Annotated in this window: 24 protein-coding genes; 23 read left to right on the top strand and 1 reads right to left on the bottom strand. The window is 63.9% G+C overall.

Translation table 11 applies throughout. The features are described from left to right. Positions 1-79 precede the first annotated feature (79 nt). The 22 genes from mlaD to tatC all read left to right on the top strand — a co-directional run bounded on the left by mlaD (position 80) and on the right by tatC (position 16735). On the top strand, positions 80-619 hold the full coding sequence (gene mlaD, locus AB3X95_RS30970) for an outer membrane lipid asymmetry maintenance protein MlaD (RefSeq protein WP_176110134.1): 540 nt from the start codon (positions 80-82) through the stop codon (positions 617-619). A gap of 11 nt (positions 620-630) precedes the next feature. Further along, the gene (locus AB3X95_RS30965; protein ID WP_368623328.1) at positions 631-1713 is read left to right on the top strand and encodes a VacJ family lipoprotein; all 1083 of its coding nucleotides are present in this window, start codon (positions 631-633) and stop codon (positions 1711-1713) included. Between the two features lie 113 nt (positions 1714-1826). Further along, positions 1827-2459, top strand: a complete 633-nt coding sequence (locus AB3X95_RS30960) for a phospholipid-binding protein MlaC (protein WP_368623327.1) — start codon at positions 1827-1829, stop codon at positions 2457-2459. Then, complete coding sequence (locus AB3X95_RS30955; RefSeq protein ID WP_176124275.1) at positions 2456-2776, top strand: STAS domain-containing protein; 321 nt, start codon at positions 2456-2458, stop codon at positions 2774-2776. Before AB3X95_RS30960 ends, AB3X95_RS30955 begins: the two co-directional genes overlap by 4 nt. 190 nt (positions 2777-2966) lie before the next feature. Continuing rightward, positions 2967-3899, top strand: coding sequence for an ABC transporter ATP-binding protein (locus AB3X95_RS30950; RefSeq protein WP_013090703.1), 933 nt, complete (start codon positions 2967-2969; stop codon positions 3897-3899). Beyond that, positions 3896-4660, top strand: a complete 765-nt coding sequence (locus AB3X95_RS30945) for an ABC transporter permease (protein ID WP_368623326.1) — start codon at positions 3896-3898, stop codon at positions 4658-4660. Before AB3X95_RS30950 ends, AB3X95_RS30945 begins: the two co-directional genes overlap by 4 nt. 15 nt (positions 4661-4675) lie before the next feature. Continuing rightward, positions 4676-4915 carry a BolA family protein gene (locus AB3X95_RS30940; RefSeq protein WP_013090701.1) on the top strand — a complete coding sequence of 80 codons (240 nt, stop codon included), beginning with the start codon at positions 4676-4678 and terminating at the stop codon, positions 4913-4915. Between the two features lie 111 nt (positions 4916-5026). Beyond that, positions 5027-6289, top strand: a complete 1263-nt coding sequence (gene murA / locus AB3X95_RS30935; RefSeq protein WP_368623325.1) for a UDP-N-acetylglucosamine 1-carboxyvinyltransferase — start codon at positions 5027-5029, stop codon at positions 6287-6289. Further along, complete coding sequence (hisG, locus tag AB3X95_RS30930) at positions 6286-6987, top strand: ATP phosphoribosyltransferase (protein WP_176124279.1); 702 nt, start codon at positions 6286-6288, stop codon at positions 6985-6987. The genes murA and hisG overlap by 4 nt, the downstream gene beginning before the upstream one ends. A gap of 59 nt (positions 6988-7046) precedes the next feature. Continuing rightward, complete coding sequence (gene hisD / locus AB3X95_RS30925) at positions 7047-8381, top strand: histidinol dehydrogenase (RefSeq protein WP_368623324.1); 1335 nt, start codon at positions 7047-7049, stop codon at positions 8379-8381. A gap of 145 nt (positions 8382-8526) precedes the next feature. Further along, entirely contained in the window at positions 8527-9597 is a 1071-nt protein-coding gene (hisC, locus tag AB3X95_RS30920; protein ID WP_368623323.1) for a histidinol-phosphate transaminase, read from the top strand. A 114-nt stretch (positions 9598-9711) separates the two neighbouring features. After that, entirely contained in the window at positions 9712-10299 is a 588-nt protein-coding gene (gene hisB, locus AB3X95_RS30915; RefSeq protein ID WP_176110143.1) for an imidazoleglycerol-phosphate dehydratase HisB, read from the top strand. A gap of 161 nt (positions 10300-10460) precedes the next feature. Next, positions 10461-11102, top strand: a complete 642-nt coding sequence (hisH, locus tag AB3X95_RS30910; RefSeq protein WP_368623322.1) for an imidazole glycerol phosphate synthase subunit HisH — start codon at positions 10461-10463, stop codon at positions 11100-11102. 181 nt (positions 11103-11283) lie between these two features. Then, entirely contained in the window at positions 11284-12036 is a 753-nt protein-coding gene (gene hisA / locus AB3X95_RS30905) for a 1-(5-phosphoribosyl)-5-[(5-phosphoribosylamino)methylideneamino]imidazole-4-carboxamide isomerase (RefSeq protein WP_169500003.1), read from the top strand. A gap of 247 nt (positions 12037-12283) precedes the next feature. Next, positions 12284-13057: an imidazole glycerol phosphate synthase subunit HisF gene (gene hisF / locus AB3X95_RS30900; RefSeq protein ID WP_176124283.1), complete on the top strand. Its 774-nt coding sequence runs from the start codon at positions 12284-12286 to the stop codon at positions 13055-13057. A 1-nt stretch (position 13058) separates the two neighbouring features. Then, positions 13059-13469: a phosphoribosyl-AMP cyclohydrolase gene (gene hisI, locus AB3X95_RS30895; RefSeq protein ID WP_090802086.1), complete on the top strand. Its 411-nt coding sequence runs from the start codon at positions 13059-13061 to the stop codon at positions 13467-13469. Beyond that, positions 13466-13861 carry a phosphoribosyl-ATP diphosphatase gene (locus tag AB3X95_RS30890; RefSeq protein WP_368623321.1) on the top strand — a complete coding sequence of 132 codons (396 nt, stop codon included), beginning with the start codon at positions 13466-13468 and terminating at the stop codon, positions 13859-13861. The genes hisI and AB3X95_RS30890 overlap by 4 nt, the downstream gene beginning before the upstream one ends. Positions 13862-13951: 90 nt before the next feature. Next, positions 13952-14347 (top strand): hypothetical protein, encoded by a 396-nt coding sequence (locus AB3X95_RS30885; RefSeq protein WP_152853628.1) that lies wholly within the window; start codon positions 13952-13954, stop codon positions 14345-14347. A 93-nt stretch (positions 14348-14440) separates the two neighbouring features. After that, the gene (locus AB3X95_RS30880) at positions 14441-14806 is read left to right on the top strand and encodes a histidine triad nucleotide-binding protein (protein ID WP_013090689.1); all 366 of its coding nucleotides are present in this window, start codon (positions 14441-14443) and stop codon (positions 14804-14806) included. A gap of 272 nt (positions 14807-15078) precedes the next feature. Beyond that, entirely contained in the window at positions 15079-15324 is a 246-nt protein-coding gene (gene tatA, locus AB3X95_RS30875) for a Sec-independent protein translocase subunit TatA (RefSeq protein ID WP_176110148.1), read from the top strand. A gap of 48 nt (positions 15325-15372) precedes the next feature. Continuing rightward, a complete protein-coding gene (gene tatB / locus AB3X95_RS30870; protein ID WP_176124284.1) occupies positions 15373-15915 on the top strand; it encodes a Sec-independent protein translocase protein TatB in 543 nt (180 codons plus the stop codon). A gap of 34 nt (positions 15916-15949) precedes the next feature. Then, complete coding sequence (gene tatC / locus AB3X95_RS30865; RefSeq protein ID WP_176124285.1) at positions 15950-16735, top strand: twin-arginine translocase subunit TatC; 786 nt, start codon at positions 15950-15952, stop codon at positions 16733-16735. An 88-nt stretch (positions 16736-16823) separates the two neighbouring features. Here tatC and AB3X95_RS30860 read toward each other — a convergent pair whose 3' ends face one another. After that, positions 16824-18044 carry a Do family serine endopeptidase gene (locus AB3X95_RS30860; RefSeq protein ID WP_176110151.1) on the bottom strand — a complete coding sequence of 407 codons (1221 nt, stop codon included), beginning with the start codon at positions 18042-18044 and terminating at the stop codon, positions 16824-16826. Positions 18045-18063: 19 nt separating this feature from the next. On the opposite strand from AB3X95_RS30860, the gene AB3X95_RS30855 reads away from it, so the two are divergent. Then, positions 18064-18810, top strand: a complete 747-nt coding sequence (locus AB3X95_RS30855) for a Nif3-like dinuclear metal center hexameric protein (protein ID WP_176124286.1) — start codon at positions 18064-18066, stop codon at positions 18808-18810. Positions 18811-18982 lie beyond the last annotated feature (172 nt).

Raw genomic sequence — 18982 nt, 5'->3', positions numbered from 1 at the left:
TGCCGGCTGCCGGCGGCGTACGATGCGCCGCGCACGGCAGGAAGCGGCGGCGGCGCGGCGGATTCACTTTGGGATGACGATGAAAAAGAATGTTCTCGACTTCTGGGTCGGCCTGTTCGTGGTGCTGGGTTTCGTGGCGTTGCTGTTTCTTGCGCTGAAGGCCGGCAATATGAGCTCGCTGTCGTTCCAGGCAACCTACCCGGTCAAGCTCAAGTTCGACAACATCGGCGGGCTGAAGCCGCGCGCGCCTGTAAAGAGCGCCGGCGTGACGGTCGGCCGGGTCGCGTCGATAGGCTTCGATAGCAACACCTACCAGGCGCTCGTCACGATCGATATCGACAAGCAATTCGAGTTTCCGAGAGACACTTCGGCGAAGATCCTGACCTCGGGTCTGCTCGGCGAACAATACATCGGGCTCGAGCCGGGCGGCGACTCGGAAATGCTTAAGGCGGGCGATACCATCGCGATGACGCAATCGGCGATCGTGCTGGAAAACCTGATCGGCCAGTTCCTGTATAGCAAGGCCGCGGATTCCGGCGCGGCGAAGCCCGCTGCATCCGCCCCCGCACCGGCGCCGGGCGCGCCGGCCTCCGGCGCTGCCGGCCAGTCAGGCCAATAAGGAGAACAACGATGCAGACGAAACTGCAGACCCCGCGCAGCGGCGCGCGCGTCCTACAGTTCGGCAAGGTCGCCGTGGCGGCTGCGCTGCTCGCCGGTTGCACGACCGTGCAGACGCCGACCAAGGGCGACCCGTTCGAAGGGCTGAACCGCACGATCTTCACCATCAACGACAAGGTCGACCAGTACGCGATCAAGCCGGTCGCGCAGGGCTACGTGTTTGTCACGCCGCAGCCGGTGCGCGACAGCGTGACGAACTTCTTCTCGAACATCGGCGACATCTATATCGCGGCGAACAATCTGCTGCAGTTGCGGATCGCGGACGGCGTGTCGGACATCATGCGGATCGTGATCAACACGTTGTTCGGCGTCGGCGGCCTGTTCGACGTCGCGACGCTCGCGAAGCTGCCCAAGCACGACAACGACCTCGGCCTGACGCTCGGCCACTACGGCGTGCCGGCGGGCCCTTACCTCGTGCTGCCGCTGTTCGGGCCGAGCACGGTGCGCGACGCGTTCGGCTCGCTCGGCAACTACTACGTGAACCCGATCAGCTACATCGATCCGCCGGGCCTGAGCTGGGGCTTGTGGGGCTTGAACATCGTCAATACGCGCGCGAACCTGCTCGGCGCGAGCAACCTGCTGGAAGGCGCGGCGCTCGACAAATACTCGTTCGTGCGCAATGCGTATCTGCAGCGCCGCCAGTATCTGCTGTCGGATAACCGCCGGCGTCCGCAGGACCTGCCGAGCTATGAGGAGGAAGCGCCGCTGCCGAAGTACGACGAAGGCGAGACGGGCGCGGCCGCGGGGGCGGCAGGTGCGCCGGCAGGCGCTGCAACCGGCGCGGCGGGCGCCGCAGCGGGCACGCAGGGTGCTGCGGCAAAGGCGGCTCCCGCATCCGGCGCGGCCGTGGCAACACCGCAAGGCGCATCGGCACCGCAGGGCGCGTCGGCACCGCAAGGTGCGTCGGCGCCGGAGGCCGCGTCGGGCACCGAAACCCCGCCGCTCGACCTGAAAGGCGGCCCTGAAACGCAGATTCCGGCCGGTCAGCTGGTGCCGCCCACGCGCTTCAACTTCCCGTCGTTCAGATTGCATTGAACGTGCAGCCGTAACAGATCGATACGACTCTCGCAGTTTGCGCATGGATTGCCGTCAAACTCGCGTGATAAGGTCGCTCACACCGTTGCACTATTTTTGAGGCAAAGCTCGATATGAAAAAATTCTTCCTGATTCCGTTGTTTGCCGTGTTGTTTTCATTCGTCAGCGCGGGCGCATCGGCGCAAACCGTCGACACCAACTCCCCCGAGGCGCTGATCAAAACCGTCACCCAGCAGGTGATGGACGCGATTCGCGGCGACAAGTCGATCCAGCAGGGCGACATCACCCACATCACGGCGCTCGTCAACGAAAAGATCCTGCCGTACACGGACTTCCGCCGCACCACCCAGCTCGCGATGGGCCGCAACTGGCGCACCGCGACGCCCGAGCAGCAGAACCAGGTGGTCGAGCAGTTCAAGATGCTGCTGATCCGCACGTACTCGGGCGCGCTCGCGCAGGTGCGCGACCAGCAGATCCAGTTCAAGCCGTTCCGCATGAACCCGGACGACACCGACACGGTGGTGCGCTCGGTCGTGATGAACAATGGCCAGCCGATCGAACTCGACTATCGCCTGTACAAGACGGCGCAAGGCTGGCGCGTGTATGACCTCAACGTGCTCGGCGCGTGGCTGATCCAGGCGTATCAGCAGCAGTTCAACGAGCAGATCCAGCAGAAGGGCGTGGACGGACTGATCCAGTTCCTCACGCAGCGCAATCAGCAACTCGCCGCGGGCAAGCAGTCGTGAGCGACGTGCTGAACCAGGTCGCGAACCGCTTCGACAGCGGCGCGACGCTGACCCACGAGAGCGCGAAGGCCGCGCTCGCGGCGGGTCTGCAACGTATTGCGGCGGGCGCGCGCGGCGTCGATTGCGCGCCGCTCACGCAATTCGATTCGTCGGCGCTCGCGGTCCTGCTCGCGTGGGTGCGGGCCGCGGCGGCGCGCGGCGACAAGTTCGAAATCATCAATCTGCCGGCCGGTCTCGCCAGTCTCGCGCAGGCCTACGGCGTCGATACGCTTCTCTCTCCTGTCGCCTCCAGCATGGTTGCGTCAGCGCGACATTGACGCTCCTCTAGCGTTGTCTCCCCCCTTCCGGCCAGGCCGGGGGTGTCAGTTTTTGCCCTATAATCAAACGTTTTTTTGGGGCGTTGAACTGGCCCCCTAATCGGCCCCGGTTCCGTTTCTTCCAGCATTTGCACGTCCCCAAGCTCCATCGGGGCTACTTCAGGCGCCGCGACGCGCGCGGCCCATAGTCATGTCAGCCATAGAAATTCGTAACGTCAAGAAGCGCTACAAGGACTTGCAGGCGCTCAAGGGCGTCAGCCTCACGGTCGAAGAAGGCGAGTTCTTCGGACTGCTTGGTCCGAACGGCGCGGGCAAGACGACGCTCATCAGCATACTCGCGGGTCTCGCGCGCGCCGACGAAGGCAGCATCGCGGTGCGCGGTCACGACGTCGTCGACGATTTCCGCAATGCGCGCCGCGCGCTCGGCGTGGTGCCGCAGGAGCTCGTGTTCGATCCGTTCTTCACGGTGCGCGAAACCTTGCGCATCCAGTCGGGCTACTACGGTCTGCGCAACAACGACGCGTGGATCGACGAGATCATGGCCAATCTCGATCTCACCGAAAAAGCCGATGCCAACATGCGCGCGCTGTCGGGCGGCATGAAGCGCCGCGTGCTGGTCGCGCAGGCGCTCGTGCACCGTCCGCCGGTGATCGTGCTCGACGAGCCGACCGCGGGCGTCGACGTCGAACTGCGCCAGACGCTGTGGAAGTTCATCTCGCGCCTGAATCGCGAAGGCCATACGATCGTGCTGACCACGCACTACCTGGAAGAAGCCGAATCGCTGTGCGACCGCATCGCGATGCTGCGCCGAGGCGAGGTCGTTGCGCTCGATCGCACCAGCACGCTGCTGCAGCGCTTCGCCGGCATGCAGCTGTTCGTGCGCTTCGCGCACGGCGTGCTGCCTGCCGATCTTCGTCCGCTCGAGGCGGAAAGCGGCGCGGGCAACGGCAATGGCCGCCAGCACCTGCTGCGGCTGACGAGCTACGACGACGTCGAGCGCATCCTCGCGCAATGCCGCGCGGCCGGTTGTACATTCGAAGAAATCGAGGTCCGCAAGGCCGACCTCGAAGACGTATTCGTTCAGGTGATGAACGGTCCAGAAGTGATCGAGGGGCTCGCATGAGCGGCTACAGTGGATTTGGCACGCTGTTTTACAAAGAACTGCTGCGTTTCTGGAAGGTATCGTTCCAGACCGTGCTCGCGCCGGTCATCACCGCGCTCCTTTATCTGACCATCTTCGGCCACGCGCTGCGCGGCCACGTCGAGGTCTATCCGGGCGTCGAATACACGAGCTTCCTGATTCCGGGTCTTGTGATGATGAGCGTGCTGCAGAACGCGTTCGCGAACAGTTCTTCCTCGCTGATCCAATCGAAGATCACCGGCAACCTCGTGTTCGTGCTGCTGCCGCCGCTGTCGCACTACGAGATGTTCGCGGCCTACGTGCTCGCGGCCGTGGCGCGCGGGCTGTGCGTCGGTTTCGGTGTGTTCATCGTGACAATCTGGTTCGTGCCGCTCGCGTTCACCGCGCCGCTCTACATCATCGTGTTCGCGATGTTCGGCGCGGCGATTCTCGGCACGCTGGGGCTGATTGCCGGCATCTGGGCCGAGAAGTTCGACCAGCTCGCCGCGTTCCAGAACTTTCTGATCATGCCGCTCACTTTTCTGTCGGGCGTGTTCTACTCGACGCACACGCTGCCGCCCGGGTGGCGCGAAGTATCGCGGCTCAATCCGTTTTTCTACATGATCGACGGCTTTCGCTATGGCTTTTTCGGCGTGTCGGATATCGACCCGCTGGTGAGCCTCGCGATCGTCGCCGGTTTCTTCGTGGTGCTGGCTGTCGTGGCGATGCGCATGCTCGCCACCGGCTACAAGCTGCGCCACTGACGAGGAGCTTCTCTCATGTTGCCGACTCCCGAACAGGTCAAACAGTACATTGCAGCTGGACTCGCGTGCGAGCATCTCGAAGTCGAAGGCGACGGTCAGCATTTCTTTGCGACGATCGTCTCGCCGAGCTTCGAAGGCAAGCGCCTGATCCAACGTCACCAACTCGTGTATGCGGCGCTCGGCGAGCGCATGCGCGAAGAAATCCACGCGCTCAGCATGAAGACGCTGACGCCCGCCGAATGGCAGAACGCGTAATCTGGAAATTTAGTGCGAGTTACTCACGAAGGGCGCGACGCAGCTAGCGGCGCGCCGAACACAGACAAAGCAGGTCCGGGCGCGAACCGGGCCGATCAGGAACCGACAGGCATGGATAAACTCATCATTGAAGGTGGCTACCCGCTCTCCGGTGAAGTTGTCGTCTCGGGTGCGAAGAACGCGGCATTGCCGATCCTGTGCGCGGGTCTGTTGACCGCCGATCCGGTGCATCTGGAGAACGTGCCCGATCTGCAGGACGTGCGCACGATGCTCAAGCTGCTCGGCCAGATGGGCGTGCGTATCGAGGCAGGTGAAGGGCGCGTCGCGCTCGACGCGTCGAAGGTCGACAACCTCGTCGCGCCGTACGAGATGGTGAAGACGATGCGCGCGTCGATCCTCGTGCTCGGTCCGCTCGTCGCGCGCTTCGGTCATGCGCGCGTGTCGCTGCCCGGGGGCTGCGCGATCGGCGCGCGTCCGGTCGATCAGCACATCAAGGGTTTGCAGGCGATGGGCGCCGAGATCACGATCGAGCACGGCTTCATCGAAGCGCGTGCGAAGCGTCTGAAGGGCGCGCGCATCGTCACCGACATGATCACCGTGACCGGTACCGAGAACCTGTTGATGGCGGCGGTGCTCGCGGAAGGCGAAACCATCATCGAGAACGCCGCGCGTGAACCCGAAGTGGTCGACCTCGCGCATCTGCTCGTCGCGATGGGCGCGAAGATCGAAGGCATCGGCACGGATCGCCTCGTGATCCAGGGCGTCGACAAGCTGCACGGTGCGAAGCACACGGTCATTCCGGACCGCATCGAAGCGGGCACCTTCCTGTGCGCGGTCGCGGCGGCAGGAGGCGACGTCACGCTGCGCAAGATGCGTCCGCTGCTGCTCGAAGCCGTCACCGAAAAGCTGCGCGAAGCGGGCGTGACGGTCGAGGAAGGCGGCGACTGGATGCGCGTGCGCATGGACAAGCGCCCGAGCGCGGTCACGTTCCGCACCTCCGAATACCCGGCGTTCCCGACCGACATGCAGGCGCAGTTCATGGCGCTCAACACGATCGCCGACGGTACGTCGCAGGTCGTCGAGACGATCTTCGAAAATCGCTTCATGCACGTGCAGGAGCTGAACCGCCTCGGTGCGAGCATCACGATCGACGGCAACACCGCGCTCGTGACCGGTGTCGAGAAACTGTCCGGCGCGAAGGTGATGGCCACCGATCTGCGCGCGTCCGCGAGTCTCGTGATCGCCGCGCTGCGTGCCGAGGGCGAGACGCTGATCGACCGTATCTATCACCTCGATCGCGGCTACGACCGCATGGAAGCGAAGCTCAACGCGATCGGTGCGAAGGTGCGCCGCGTATCCGGGAGCCAGGCATGAGTTCGATGCCGCAAACGTCGTCGTCGCCGGCGGTGAGCGCGCCGCTCACGCTCGCGTTGTCGAAAGGGCGTATCTTCGAGGAAACGCTGCCGCTGCTCGCGGCGGCCGGCATCGAAGTCGCCGAAGATCCCGAGAGTTCGCGCAAGCTGATCCTGCCGACCACCGACCCGAACCTGCGCGTGATCATCGTGCGCGCGACCGACGTGCCGACCTACGTCGAGTACGGCGCGGCCGACTTCGGCGTGGCCGGCAAGGACGTGCTGCTCGAGCATGGCGGTAGCGGTCTGTATCAGCCGGTCGACCTGGACATCGCGCGTTGCCGGATGTCGGTCGCGGTCGCGGCGGGTTTCGATTATGCGAACGCGGTGCGCCAGGGCGCGCGTCTGCGTGTCGCGACCAAGTACGTTGAAACCGCACGTGAGCATTTTGCCGCCAAGGGCGTTCACGTCGATCTGATCAAGTTGTACGGTTCAATGGAACTGGCGCCGCTGGTCGGCCTCGCCGACGCGATCGTCGACCTGGTCAGCTCGGGCAATACGCTGCGCGCGAACAATCTCGTCGAGGTGGAGGAGATCATGCAGATTTCGTCGCGCCTCGTGGTGAACCAGGCGGCGCTGAAGTTGAAACGCGCCGCGTTGCGGCCGATTCTCGACGCGTTTGCCAATGCGTCGTCGAAAACCGGCGCCCCGGCGGCCTGACTGAACGATGGCACTCTGATCACGCTGCGACTCAGCGCCTTACCGAAACGGATACCTGTATGTCTACCAAGATTCGCAAACTCGATTCCACCGCTCGCGACTTCAACAAGTCGCTGCATGCGGTGCTCGCGTTCGAGGCGAGCGAAGACGAGGCCATCGAGCGCTCGGTCGCGCAGATTCTGAACGACGTGAAGGCGCGCGGCGACGACGCAGTGCTCGAGTACACGAAGCGCTTCGATCGCATCGATGCGAAAAGCGTGGCCGAGCTCGAACTGCCGATGGCGGAGCTCGAAGCGGCGCTCGAAAGTCTCGAGCCGAAGCAGCGTGCGTCGCTGGAAGCGGCGGCGGCGCGCGTGCGCGGCTACCACGAGAAGCAGAAGATCGAGTGCGGCAGCCATAGCTGGCAGTACACAGAAGCCGACGGCACCGTGCTCGGCCAGAAGGTCACGCCGCTCGATCGCGCGGGCATCTACGTGCCGGGCGGCAAGGCGGCGTATCCGTCGTCGGTGCTGATGAACGCGATTCCGGCGCGGGTGGCCGGCGTGCGCGAAATCGTGATGGTCGTGCCGACGCCGGACGGTGTGAAGAATCCGCTCGTGCTCGCGGCGGCACTGTTGGGCGGTGTCGATCGCGTGTTCACGATCGGCGGCGCGCAGGCGGTGGGCGCGCTCGCGTACGGTACGCAGACCGTGCCCGCGGTCGACAAGATCTGCGGCCCCGGCAACGCGTATGTCGCGTCGGCGAAGCGTCGCGTGTTCGGGACGGTCGGTATCGACATGATCGCCGGGCCGTCGGAAATTCTCGTGCTGTGCGACGGCACGACCGATCCGCGCTGGGTCGCGATGGACCTGTTCTCGCAGGCCGAGCACGACGAGCTCGCGCAGTCGATCCTGCTGTGCCCGGACGACACGTTTATCGCGCGTGTGCAGGAAGCGATCGACGAACTGCTACCCACGATGCCGCGCCGCGAGGTAATCCGCACGTCGCTCGAAAACCGCGGCGCGCTGATCAAGGTGCGCGACATGGCCGAGGCCTGCGCGATCGCCAACGACATTGCGCCGGAGCACCTCGAAATTTCGGCGCTGGAGCCGCATCAGTGGGCGCAGCAAATCCGCCACGCGGGTGCGATCTTCCTTGGCCGCTACACCAGCGAGAGCCTCGGCGACTACTGCGCGGGCCCGAACCACGTGCTGCCGACGTCGCGTACCGCACGGTTCTCGTCGCCTCTCGGCGTTTATGATTTCTTCAAGCGCTCGAGCCTGATCGAGGTCAGCGCGGAGGGCGCGCAGACGCTCGGCGAGATCGCCGCCGAACTTGCATATGGCGAAGGTCTGCAAGCGCACGCACGTAGCGCCGAATTCCGGATGCGGCAGAACAACAACGAACGCGGCTGAGACGGAAGCGGCGAAGGCGGAGACTGCCGCGCGAGCGACGCATCGAGCACCCGCCCCGGTCAAATAACGACGACAGAGACCAACCCGAACGCCCTGCACCGACGACGCCGACATGGCAGTCTTCGCCCGGCCCGGCCCCGAAGCTATGACGACACTTCAAGACATCATCCGCAGCGACGTGCTCGCAATGACGAGCTATCCGGTTCCGGACGCCACCGGCTTCATCAAGCTCGACGCGATGGAAAACCCGTTCCCGCTGCCGCCGGAACTTGCCGCCCATCTCGGCGAGCGTCTGGCCGGCGTCGCGCTGAACCGGTATCCGGCGCCGCGTCCCGAGCAACTGATCGAGCGCATCCGTCACGTGATGGGCGTGCCGGCGGGCTGCGACGTGCTGCTTGGCAATGGCTCGGATGAAATCATCAGCATTATGTCGGTCGCGTGCGCGAAGCCGGGCGCGAAGGTGCTCGCGCCGGTGCCGGGCTTCGTCATGTATCAGATGTCGGCCAAGCTGGCGCATCTCGAATTCGTCGGCGTGCCGCTGAAAGCCGATTTCACGCTCGATACCGACGCGATGCTCGCGGCGATCGCCGAGCACGAACCGGCGCTGATCTATCTCGCGTATCCGAACAACCCGACCGGCACGCTGTTCGATGACGCCGCAATCGAGCGCATCATCGCCGCGGCGGGCAAGAGCCTCGTCGTGATCGACGAGGCGTATCAGCCGTTCGCGCAGAAGAGCTGGCTGCCGCGCGCCGACCAGTTCGACAACGTCGTCGTGATGCGCACGGTGTCGAAGCTGGGCCTCGCCGGGATCCGCCTCGGTTATCTGGTCGGCAAGCCCGCGTGGCTCACCGAATTCGACAAGGTGCGCCCGCCGTACAACACCAACGTGCTGACGCAGGCCGCCGCCGATTTCCTGCTCGACCACATCGGCGTGCTCGACGCCCAGGCCGCGCAATTGCGCGACGAACGCGAGAAGCTCGCGCAGGCGGTGGCCGCGCTGCCGGGCGCCGAAGTGTTCGCCAGCGCAGGCAATTTCCTGCTCGTGCGGGTGCCCGATGCGTCGGTATTGTTCGAAACCCTGCTAACGGCGCGTATTCTGATCAAAAACGTGAGTAAAATGCACCCATTGCTGGACAACTGCGTGCGTTTGACCGTCGGTTCGCCGAACGAGAACGCCCAGTTGCTAGCCGGCCTGAAACTCGTGTTGCGGTAATCCGCCGCATCGAGCGGCGGCACCGAGCCGCTGCATTGAACGGCTGCACTGAGCAGCCCGCCATTAGTCCACTCCACATTACTAGCGCTTTTAAGCCAGATTCGAGGAATTGCCATGCGCCTTGCGGAAGTCGTTCGCAACACCAGCGAAACGCAGATCCGTGTGAAGATCAACCTGGACGGCACCGGCCAGCAGAAGCTGGCCACCGGTGTGCCGTTCCTGGACCACATGCTCGACCAGATCGCCCGCCACGGGCTGTTCGACCTCGAGATCGAAGCGCATGGCGACCTGCATATCGACGACCACCACACGGTCGAGGACACCGGTATCACGCTCGGCCAGGCCGTCGCAAAGGCGATCGGCGATCGCAAGGGCATCCGCCGCTACGGCCATTCCTATGTGCCGCTCGACGAAGCGCTGTCGCGCGTCGTGATCGATTTTTCCGGCCGTCCGGGCCTCGAATTCCACGTGCCGTTCACGCGCGCGCGCATCGGCACGTTCGACGTCGACCTGTCGATCGAATTCTTCCGCGGCTTCGTGAACCATGCCGGCGTGACGCTGCATGTCGACAATCTGCGCGGCATCAACGCTCACCACCAGCTCGAAACGGTGTTCAAGGCGTTCGGGCGCGCGCTGCGCATGGCCGTCGAACTCGACGAGCGTGCGGCCGGACAGATTCCGTCGACCAAGGGCAGTCTCTGACCGAACGGCCGTAGCAGGCTTTAACACAGGGTTTCACCGCCCCCAACGTCTTCAGGCCACTCACCTTCACGCGACTCATCGGGCAGGACCGCATTTCCGGCACGTCGTTCGACGCCGCGCGGCGGCATCGATGGATCGAGGACAGAGCGGCCCAACTTGAAATGAAAACTTCGATAGCGATTGTGGATTACGGAATGGGCAATCTGCGCTCGGTTGCCCAGGCACTGCGCAAAGCGGCGCCGGAAGCGGACGTGGCGATCGTCGATCGTCCGGAAGCGATCCGTGCGGCCGACCGCGTGGTGCTGCCCGGCCAGGGCGCGATGCCCGACTGCATGCGCAGTCTCGGCGCGTCCGGTTTGCAGGAAGCGGTCGTCGAGGCGTCGCGCAGCAAGCCGCTGATGGGCGTGTGCGTCGGCGAGCAGATGCTGTTCGACTGGAGCGCCGAGGGCGACACGCCGGGGCTGGGTCTGTTGCCCGGCAAGGTGGTGCGCTTCGAGCTCGAAGGCCGCCTGCAGGACGACGGCTCGCGCTTCAAGGTCCCGCAGATGGGCTGGAACCGCGTGCGTCAGGCGCAGCCGCATCCGCTGTGGGACGGCGTCGCCGACCACGCATTCTTCTACTTCGTGCACAGCTACTACGTGGTGCCGGACAACCCGACGCACACGTCGGGCGAGACGGTCTACGGCGTGCCCTTTACCTCGGCTGTAGCGCGGGATAACATTTTCGCCACCCAGTTTCACCCCGAAAAGAGCGCCGAGGCGGGTTTGCGCGTGTATCGCAACTTCGTGCACTGGAACCCGTGAACGCCTTTCTTTATCCCGTTGCCGCGCGTGCGTCGCGCGGTGCCGCGGTCCCGCATCCGACCGGCGCCCCACTGGAGCGCCGAAAGAGTTGTACTAAACTAGCGAGACGGTATTGCGGCGGGCTGATCCGCCAGCCGCTGCCGCCGACCTTCAATCCACTCCCAGATAACACCCGATTGCTATGCTGCTGATTCCCGCCATCGACCTGAAAGATGGTCAGTGTGTACGCCTCAAACAGGGCGATATGGACCAGGCGACGATTTTCTCCGAGGAACCGGCGGCAATGGCCCGACATTGGGTCGACCGCGGCGCGCGTCGTCTGCATCTCGTCGATCTGAATGGCGCGTTCGCCGGCAAGCCCAAGAACGGCGATGCAATCCGCGCGATCATCGATGAAGTGGGCGGTGAAATTCCGGTTCAGCTCGGCGGTGGCATCCGCGACCTGAACACGATCGAGCGCTATCTGGACGACGGTTTGTCGTACGTAATCATCGGCACCGCGGCGGTGAAGAACCCCGGCTTCCTGCAGGACGCGTGCACCGCGTTCGGCGGCCACATCATCGTCGGCCTCGACGCGAAAGACGGCAAGGTCGCCACCGACGGCTGGAGCAAGCTGACCGGTCACGAAGTGGCCGACCTCGCGCGCAAGTTCGAGGACTACGGCTGCGAGTCGATCATCTACACCGACATCGGCCGCGACGGCATGCTGCAGGGCATCAACATCGAAGCGACGGTGCGCCTTGCGCGCGCGGTCAAGATTCCGGTGATCGCGAGCGGCGGTCTGTCGAACCTAGCGGACATCGAATCGCTGTGCGAAGTCGAAGGCGAGGGCATCGAAGGCGTGATCTGCGGCCGCGCGATCTATTCGGGCGACCTCGACTTCGCGGCCGCGCAGACGCTCGCGGACAAGCTGCGCGAAGCGGACGACGCCTAAGCGCGGCGTCGGCCGCGCTTGCCGGGAAGCTTGCGCCGTGTGCCGGCGTGGCACTCACCTCGGCTTGCGGTACTCGCTCGACCGACGGCTTGCCGGGTAGCGCGCTTCGCACGATCACGCAACCGGAACCTCGGCGGCCTGCGGCCAGCACTTCACTCGCGGCGCGACGCAACCGCTCGCGCCGGCACCGTGCCGCTTGCCCGCAAGCGAGCGGCCTCATCAGCGGTATTGGCAGAATTGCACGATCATGGCTCTAGCTAAACGCATCATCCCTTGTCTCGACGTCACCGCGGGCCGCGTGGTCAAGGGCGTCAACTTCGTCGAACTGCGCGACGCCGGCGACCCGGTCGAAATCGCGCGCCGTTACGACGATCAGGGCGCCGACGAACTGACGTTCCTCGACATCACCGCGACCTCGGATCAGCGCGACCTGATCCTGCCGATCATCGAGGCAGTCGCCTCGCAGGTGTTCATTCCGCTGACGGTCGGCGGCGGCGTGCGCGCGGTCGAAGACGTGCGGCGCCTGCTGAACGCGGGCGCGGACAAGATCAGCATGAATTCGTCGGCGGTCGCGAATCCGCAGCTCGTGAAGGACGCGACCGACAAATACGGCTCGCAGTGCATCGTCGTCGCGATCGACGCGAAGCGCGTCTCTGCCGACGGCGAAACGCCGCGCTGGGAAGTGTTCACGCACGGCGGGCGCAAGGCCACCGGTCTCGATGCGGTCGAATGGGCGCGCAAGATGGCCGAGCTCGGCGCGGGCGAAATCCTGCTGACCAGCATGGATCGCGACGGCACCAAGAGCGGCTTCGACCTTGCGCTGACGCGCGCGGTGTCGGACGCGGTGCCGGTTCCGGTGATCGCCTCGGGCGGCGTCGGCAATCTGCAGCATCTCGCCGACGGCATCAAAAGCGGTCACGCGGATGCGGTACTCGCCGCGAGCATCTTCCACTATGGCGAACACACGGTCGGCGAGGCCAAGCGCTTCATGGCCGACCAGGGCATTTCGGTGAGGTTGTGACGTGACGAATCCTTCGGCAGTGAACTGGCTCGACAAGGTCAAGTGGGACGCGAACGGCCTCGTGCCGGTGATCGCGCAGGAAGCGTCGACGAACGACGTGCTGATGTTCGCGTGGATGAACCGCGAGGCCCTCGCGAAGACCGTCGAGACCGGCCGCGCGGTGTATTTCTCGCGTTCGCGCCAGCGCCTGTGGTTCAAGGGCGAGGAATCGGGCCACGTGCAGCACGTGCATGAAGTGCGGCTCGATTGCGACGAAGACGTCGTGCTGCTGAAAGTCGAGCAGGTGTCGGGCATCGCATGCCACACCGGCCGCCACTCGTGCTTTTTCCAGAAATTCGAAGGCTCGGTGGACGACGGCGACTGGCAGGCCGTCGATCCCGTGCTGAAAGACCCCGAACACATCTACAAATGACGCAATCCATGCAAAACCCGTCGCCCGCCGAGGCTTCAACGCTCGACACGCTGCTGCGCCTCGCGGCGGTGATCGATGGCCGCAAGGGCGGCGATCCAGACACCTCGTACGTCTCGCGTCTGTTCCACAAGGGCGACGACGCGATTCTGAAGAAGATCGGCGAAGAAGCCACCGAAGTCGTGCTGGCCGCAAAGGACGCGCGCCACGGCGGCGTGCCGAAGGCGCTGGTCGGCGAGGTCGCGGACCTGTGGTTCCACTGCCTCGTGATGTTGTCGCATTTCAATCTGAGCCCCGCCGACGTGATCGCCGAACTCGAGCGTCGCGAAGGCCTGTCGGGCATCGAGGAAAAAGCGCTGCGCAAGAGCCGCGAGCGTGAGGAAAACGGTGACTGAGCAGCCGGAGCGGAAATCTGGCATTTCCGCTTGAAGTCGCGCGCGCTGGCACCTATATAGCGGTAACCGCACCTTCGTGAGGACGCAAGCATGGAACAGCCGCAAGGAAGCTATCCGCCGCCGGTCTACCGCCACGCGATGGAACCTGAGCGGGAGCGCAGCCTGCGCACGCTCACGCACGTGCTGTACGCGCTGTATGCGGTTCATTGGCTGACCGGTGGGCTCACCATTCTGGTCGCGATCATCATCAACTACGTGAAACGGGCCGACGTGGCCGGCACGCCGTACGAAGCGCACTTCGAATGGCAGATTCGCACGTTCTGGATGGGGCTCGTCGGTTATGCGATCGGCGCGTTGCTGTTGGTCGTCGTGATCGGCATCCCGGTGCTGTGGGCGGTCAGCATATGGATGTTGTACCGTATTATCAAAGGCTGGCTGTATCTGTACGATAACAAGCCATTCGCGAATCCGGCCGGCTGGGTCTGAACGCTAGCCGGCCCGCACGCGCGGACCGGCATTCGGGTCGAACCTCGTCGCGTGCGGCTTCGCTCGCCTAAGTCATACCGCGTCAGGAACACGATGAGTCACGATCCGAACTGTCTTTTCTGCAAGATCGCCGCTGGCGAAATCCCCTCGACCAGAGTCCACGAAGACGACGAGTTCGTCGCCTTCCGCGACATCCGTCCGGCGGCCGAAACGCATGTGCTGGTGATTCCTCGCAAGCACATTGCAACTCTGTCGAACTGCACGGAAAGCGATGCGCCTCTGCTTGGTAGAATGCTTGTCTTGGCCGCTCGACTGGCGGAGCAATTGGGGGTCGCGTACAGCGGCGGCGAAACGGGCTTTCGCACGGTAATCAATACCGGTCCGGGCGGTGGTCAGGAGGTGTATCACCTGCACGCGCACATTCTCGCGGGACCGCGCCCCTGGCATCGCATGGGCTGAGCGGGCGCATGGGTCATGCGCGCCGCGGGGCGAGAGCACACCGCCGCGAGTTTTGGTCGAGGACAATAGCGTCGCCGTTATTTTTACCGCTGTGTAATACCGTCGACGCGATGGCCTGACCACAATGACGGCGGTTCAGACTGCGGCGCACTTTGCGAGCGAGGTGGTGCGAGCTGCGGTAACGTAGAGATAGAGGCAGACGAAGCGTACGCGCTTCAGGTTAGGCAAATTTGCCGCATCGAGATGCGGTGTCGGGGTTAAGGAGAGTAGTCATGGGTTCGTTGAGTATTTGGCATTGGTTGATCGTTCTGTTGATCGTCGCGCTCGTGTTCGGCACGAAGAAGCTGCGCAACATCGGCAGCGATCTGGGCGGCGCGGTGAAGGGCTTCAAGGAAGGCATGAAGGAAGCCGAATCGCCGTCGGCCGACGCGCAACAGCAGCAGCGCGAGTTGCCGCGCAACGGTGCGGTGGACGTCGAAGCGAAAGAAAAGACGCAGCAATCGGGCGATTACCGCTAAGCCGCGGCGTTTGCGCCGTTCCCGCGTTTCTGACGGACATTTCACCTCATGCTGGACCTCGGTCTAACCAAGATGGCGCTGATCGGCGTCGTCGCGCTGGTCGTCCTCGGGCCTGAGCGCCTGCCGCGTGTCGCCCGCACGGCCGGCGCGCTGTTCGGCCGCGCACAGCGGTACGTCAACGACGTGAAGGCCGAAGTCACGCGCGAAATCGAGCTCGACGAATTGCGGCGCATGAAGACCGAGTTCGAGAAGGCCGCGAGCAACGTCGAAACGGCGGTTCAGGACAATCTGCGCAAGCACGAGAATGAACTGAACGAGGCATGGAAGAGCGGTACGTCGGTGTCGCCGAGTATCGCCGGCGGCGCGCTCGAAGACGCCGGCAGCGGCGTCAGCGGCAGCACCGGTGCCACCTCGTGGCCGGTCAGTACACCGGCCGCCGCGCCCAAACGCAAGAACTGGCGCGTCCAGCAAAGCGCCACCCCCACCTGGTACAAGCGAGCGAGCCTGCGCCGCACGCGCGTGCAGTCGGGCGCCGCGCGCGTTGCGCGGCACACACCTGCCAACCTGCGTCGTCCGACGCGGTTTTTCTGATGTTCAGAGCGACAATCCCTAACCGAGGGCCGGTGTGAGCGACCCCCAGCAATCCCAGAACGAAGGCGCCGAAGAGACCTTCATTTCCCACCTCGTCGAACTGCGTGACCGCATCATCCGTGCGGGGCTCGCCGTCATCGTCGTGTTTATCGGGCTCGTGTACTGGGCGCCGGACATCTTCAAACTGCTCGCGCGTCCGCTGATGATGAATCTGCCTAAGGACGGCAAGATGATCGTCACCGACGTCACCGGCTCGTTCTTCGTGCCGATGAAGGTGACGATGCTGGTCGCTTTCGTGATCGCGCTGCCGGTCGTTCTTTACCAGATCTGGGCGTTCGTCGCGCCGGGACTCTATCAGCACGAGAAGAAGCTCGTCGCACCGCTGGTGGCGAGCAGCTATACGCTGTTCCTGTGCGGCATGGCGTTCGCGTATTTCGTCGTGTTCCCGACCATCTTCCGCGTGATGGCGCACTACAACGCGCCGCTCGGTGCGGAAATGACAACCGATATCGACAATTACCTGAGCTTCGTGCTCACGATGTTCATCGCGTTCGGTGTCACGTTCGAGGTGCCGATCGTCGTCGTCCTGTTGGTGCGGATGAACGTGGTGACCCTGAAGAAGCTGAAGGAGATCCGGCCGTATGTGATCGTCGGCGCTTTCGTGGTGTCGGCCGTCGTGACGCCGCCGGACGTGTTTTCGCAGCTGATCCTCGCGGTTCCGCTGATTCTGCTGTACGAAGCCGGCATCGTCGCGGCGCGGTTGATCGTCGGCAAGCAGCCGGTGGTCGTCGAGGATGCGAGTCCGCCGCCGTCTAATTGAGGTGCCGGGAGTCGGTGCCCGGCGTCACATGAAAAGGGCAGTCCATCACGGACTGCCCTTTTTCGTTGCGTTAGTCGCGGCCTTGACGTCAACCACCTTCGTCGTCCGGCTGATCGCCGCCGTTTTCGTCTTCCGGCTGTTTGGGCGGCGGCGGGCGTTTGCCGATCATCACGTCGAGATCGATCTGATGGCCTTTGCGTACCAGATGCACTTTTGCCGCCGTGCCCGGCTTGATCTGCGCGATCACGTTCAACAGGCGCGTCGTATCGGTGATCACCTGGCCGTTCACGCTCGTCAGGATGTCGCCGGGCTTGATGCCCGCGCGGTCGGCCGGTCCGCTCTTCAGCACGCCGGCGACGATCGCGCCTGACTTCTGATCGAGCCCGAACGACTCGGCGATTTCCGGCGTCACGTCCTGCGGTTCGACACCGATCCAACCGCGCGTGACTGTACCGGTCGTGATGATGCTCTCGAGCACGCTGCGCGCGGTCGACACCGGAATCGCGAAGCCGATGCCGAGCGAGCCGCCCGAGCGCGAGTAGATCGCGGTGTTGATGCCGAGCAGATTGCCGTTCACGTCGACGAGCGCACCGCCCGAGTTGCCGGGGTTGATCGGGGCGTCGGTCTGGATGAAGTTTTCGAACGTATTGATGCCAAGGTGGTTGCGGCCCAGTGCGCTGACGATGCCCATCGTCACGGTCTGCCCGACGCCGAACGGATTGCCGATCGCGAGCACGACGTCGCCGACGCGGGTCTGGTCCATCCGGCCGAGCGTGATGGTGGGCAGATTGCTCATGTTGACCTTGAGCACCGCCAGATCGGTCTCGGGGTCGATGCCGATGACCTTCGCGCTGGCGGTGCGGCCGTCGGCGAGCGCGACTTCGATCTGATCGGCGCCGTCGACGACGTGCTGGTTCGTTAGAATGTAACCTTCCGAACTCACTATCACGCCTGAGCCGAGATTCGAGGCAGGCTGCTCCTGCTGCTTGCGATTGTTCCTGTCGCCGAAGAAGTAGCGGAACAGCGGATCTTTGGCGCGCGGGTCGGGCGGCAGCGAGCCATCCTTGCTGGAGAACACGTTGACGACCGCGGGCATGGCCTTTTGCGCCGCTTCGGCATAGGACGTTTCGGCATGCCCTTTGCTGATGCCCGGCGCCACTTCCCGCAGCGCCACGATTGGTTCGGCGAGTTGTCTGCCGAATTGTCCTTGACGCTGCAGCCACTGCGGTTTGAGGGTCGCAATGATGAACATCAGCGCCAACAGCACCGTCACCGCTTGGGCAAATAACAGCCAAAAGCGTCTAAGCATCTGAAGACAAGAGGTCTATATGGATCGGATTGAACTTGAATTGTACTTGAACAATCTCCTTGAAACCGCGCGCTTCAAGGACTATTGCCCGAACGGACTGCAGGTCGAAGGGCGCCGCCGGATCAACAAACTCGCGACCGGTGTGACCGCGTCGGTGGCCTTCCTGGAGGCCGCGCTCGACTGGGGCGCGGACGCCGTGCTGGTCCATCACGGCTACTTCTGGCGCAACGAGGCGCCGCAGATCACCGGCCGCAAGCATGCTCGACTGAAGCTGCTGCTCGCCAACGACCTGAACCTGTTTGCCTACCACCTGCCGCTCGACGATCATCCCGAATTCGGTAACAACGCGCAGATCGGCGAGAAGATGGGCTGGATCAGCGACGCGCGTTTCGGCGACAACGACCTCGGCTGGCTCGCCACGTTGCCAATGCCGATCTCGCTTTCGCACCTGAGCGCGGAAATCGAGCAAACGCTGGGCCGCACGCCGCTCGTGTTCGGCGATCCCGATATGCAGCTGCGCCGCGTCGGCTGGTGCACGGGCGCCGCGCAAGGGATGTTCGACGCGGCGATCAACGCGGGCGTCGACGTCTACGTGACCGGCGAAGTATCGGAGTCGGTGATGCATACGGCGGCCGAAAGCGGCGTCGCCTTTCTTGCGGCCGGCCACCACGCGACAGAACGTTTCGGCGTGCAGGCGGTGGGCAAGCATTTGTCCGAATCGTTCGATATCGAACACCTGTTTATCGACATTCCGAATCCCGTTTGAATTGCGAATTGCATTAACGAAGAAAAAGGCGCGAATACCGTAGAAGGCGCTTAAAAGGAGGTGCAAAAAAGTTTGCGATCGGTACGGATAAACCCTGATTTATCAAGGGCTTCGCACGGTTTTTGGCAATCGGCCCTTGTAAATGGCGACTCCATTCGAGCAAACTAGCGGC

The organism is Paraburkholderia sp. BR13444 (assembly GCF_040948755.1).
Lineage (GTDB): Bacteria > Pseudomonadota > Gammaproteobacteria > Burkholderiales > Burkholderiaceae > Paraburkholderia > Paraburkholderia youngii.
The sequence above is the reverse complement of the archived record's forward strand: the minus strand, read 5'-3'. Positions and strand labels throughout refer to the sequence as shown.

Bases quoted from the DNA above. Each gene is read 5' to 3' on its own strand.
- mlaD (WP_176110134.1), top strand. From the start codon at position 80: ATGAAAAAGAATGTTCTCGACTTCTGGGTCGGCCTGTTCGTGGTGCTG.
- AB3X95_RS30965 (WP_368623328.1), top strand. From the start codon at position 631: ATGCAGACGAAACTGCAGACCCCGCGCAGCGGCGCGCGCGTCCTACAG.
- AB3X95_RS30960 (WP_368623327.1), top strand. From the start codon at position 1,827: ATGAAAAAATTCTTCCTGATTCCGTTGTTTGCCGTGTTGTTTTCATTC.
- AB3X95_RS30950 (WP_013090703.1), top strand. From the start codon at position 2,967: ATGTCAGCCATAGAAATTCGTAACGTCAAGAAGCGCTACAAGGACTTG.
- AB3X95_RS30945 (WP_368623326.1), top strand. From the start codon at position 3,896: ATGAGCGGCTACAGTGGATTTGGCACGCTGTTTTACAAAGAACTGCTG.
- AB3X95_RS30940 (WP_013090701.1), top strand. From the start codon at position 4,676: ATGTTGCCGACTCCCGAACAGGTCAAACAGTACATTGCAGCTGGACTC.
- murA (WP_368623325.1), top strand. From the start codon at position 5,027: ATGGATAAACTCATCATTGAAGGTGGCTACCCGCTCTCCGGTGAAGTT.
- hisG (WP_176124279.1), top strand. From the start codon at position 6,286: ATGAGTTCGATGCCGCAAACGTCGTCGTCGCCGGCGGTGAGCGCGCCG.
- hisD (WP_368623324.1), top strand. From the start codon at position 7,047: ATGTCTACCAAGATTCGCAAACTCGATTCCACCGCTCGCGACTTCAAC.
- hisC (WP_368623323.1), top strand. From the start codon at position 8,527: ATGACGACACTTCAAGACATCATCCGCAGCGACGTGCTCGCAATGACG.
- hisB (WP_176110143.1), top strand. From the start codon at position 9,712: ATGCGCCTTGCGGAAGTCGTTCGCAACACCAGCGAAACGCAGATCCGT.
- hisH (WP_368623322.1), top strand. From the start codon at position 10,461: ATGAAAACTTCGATAGCGATTGTGGATTACGGAATGGGCAATCTGCGC.
- hisA (WP_169500003.1), top strand. From the start codon at position 11,284: ATGCTGCTGATTCCCGCCATCGACCTGAAAGATGGTCAGTGTGTACGC.
- hisF (WP_176124283.1), top strand. From the start codon at position 12,284: ATGGCTCTAGCTAAACGCATCATCCCTTGTCTCGACGTCACCGCGGGC.
- AB3X95_RS30890 (WP_368623321.1), top strand. From the start codon at position 13,466: ATGACGCAATCCATGCAAAACCCGTCGCCCGCCGAGGCTTCAACGCTC.
- AB3X95_RS30885 (WP_152853628.1), top strand. From the start codon at position 13,952: ATGGAACAGCCGCAAGGAAGCTATCCGCCGCCGGTCTACCGCCACGCG.
- AB3X95_RS30880 (WP_013090689.1), top strand. From the start codon at position 14,441: ATGAGTCACGATCCGAACTGTCTTTTCTGCAAGATCGCCGCTGGCGAA.
- tatA (WP_176110148.1), top strand. From the start codon at position 15,079: ATGGGTTCGTTGAGTATTTGGCATTGGTTGATCGTTCTGTTGATCGTC.
- tatB (WP_176124284.1), top strand. From the start codon at position 15,373: ATGCTGGACCTCGGTCTAACCAAGATGGCGCTGATCGGCGTCGTCGCG.
- AB3X95_RS30860 (WP_176110151.1), bottom strand. From the start codon at position 18,044: ATGCTTAGACGCTTTTGGCTGTTATTTGCCCAAGCGGTGACGGTGCTG.
- AB3X95_RS30855 (WP_176124286.1), top strand. From the start codon at position 18,064: ATGGATCGGATTGAACTTGAATTGTACTTGAACAATCTCCTTGAAACC.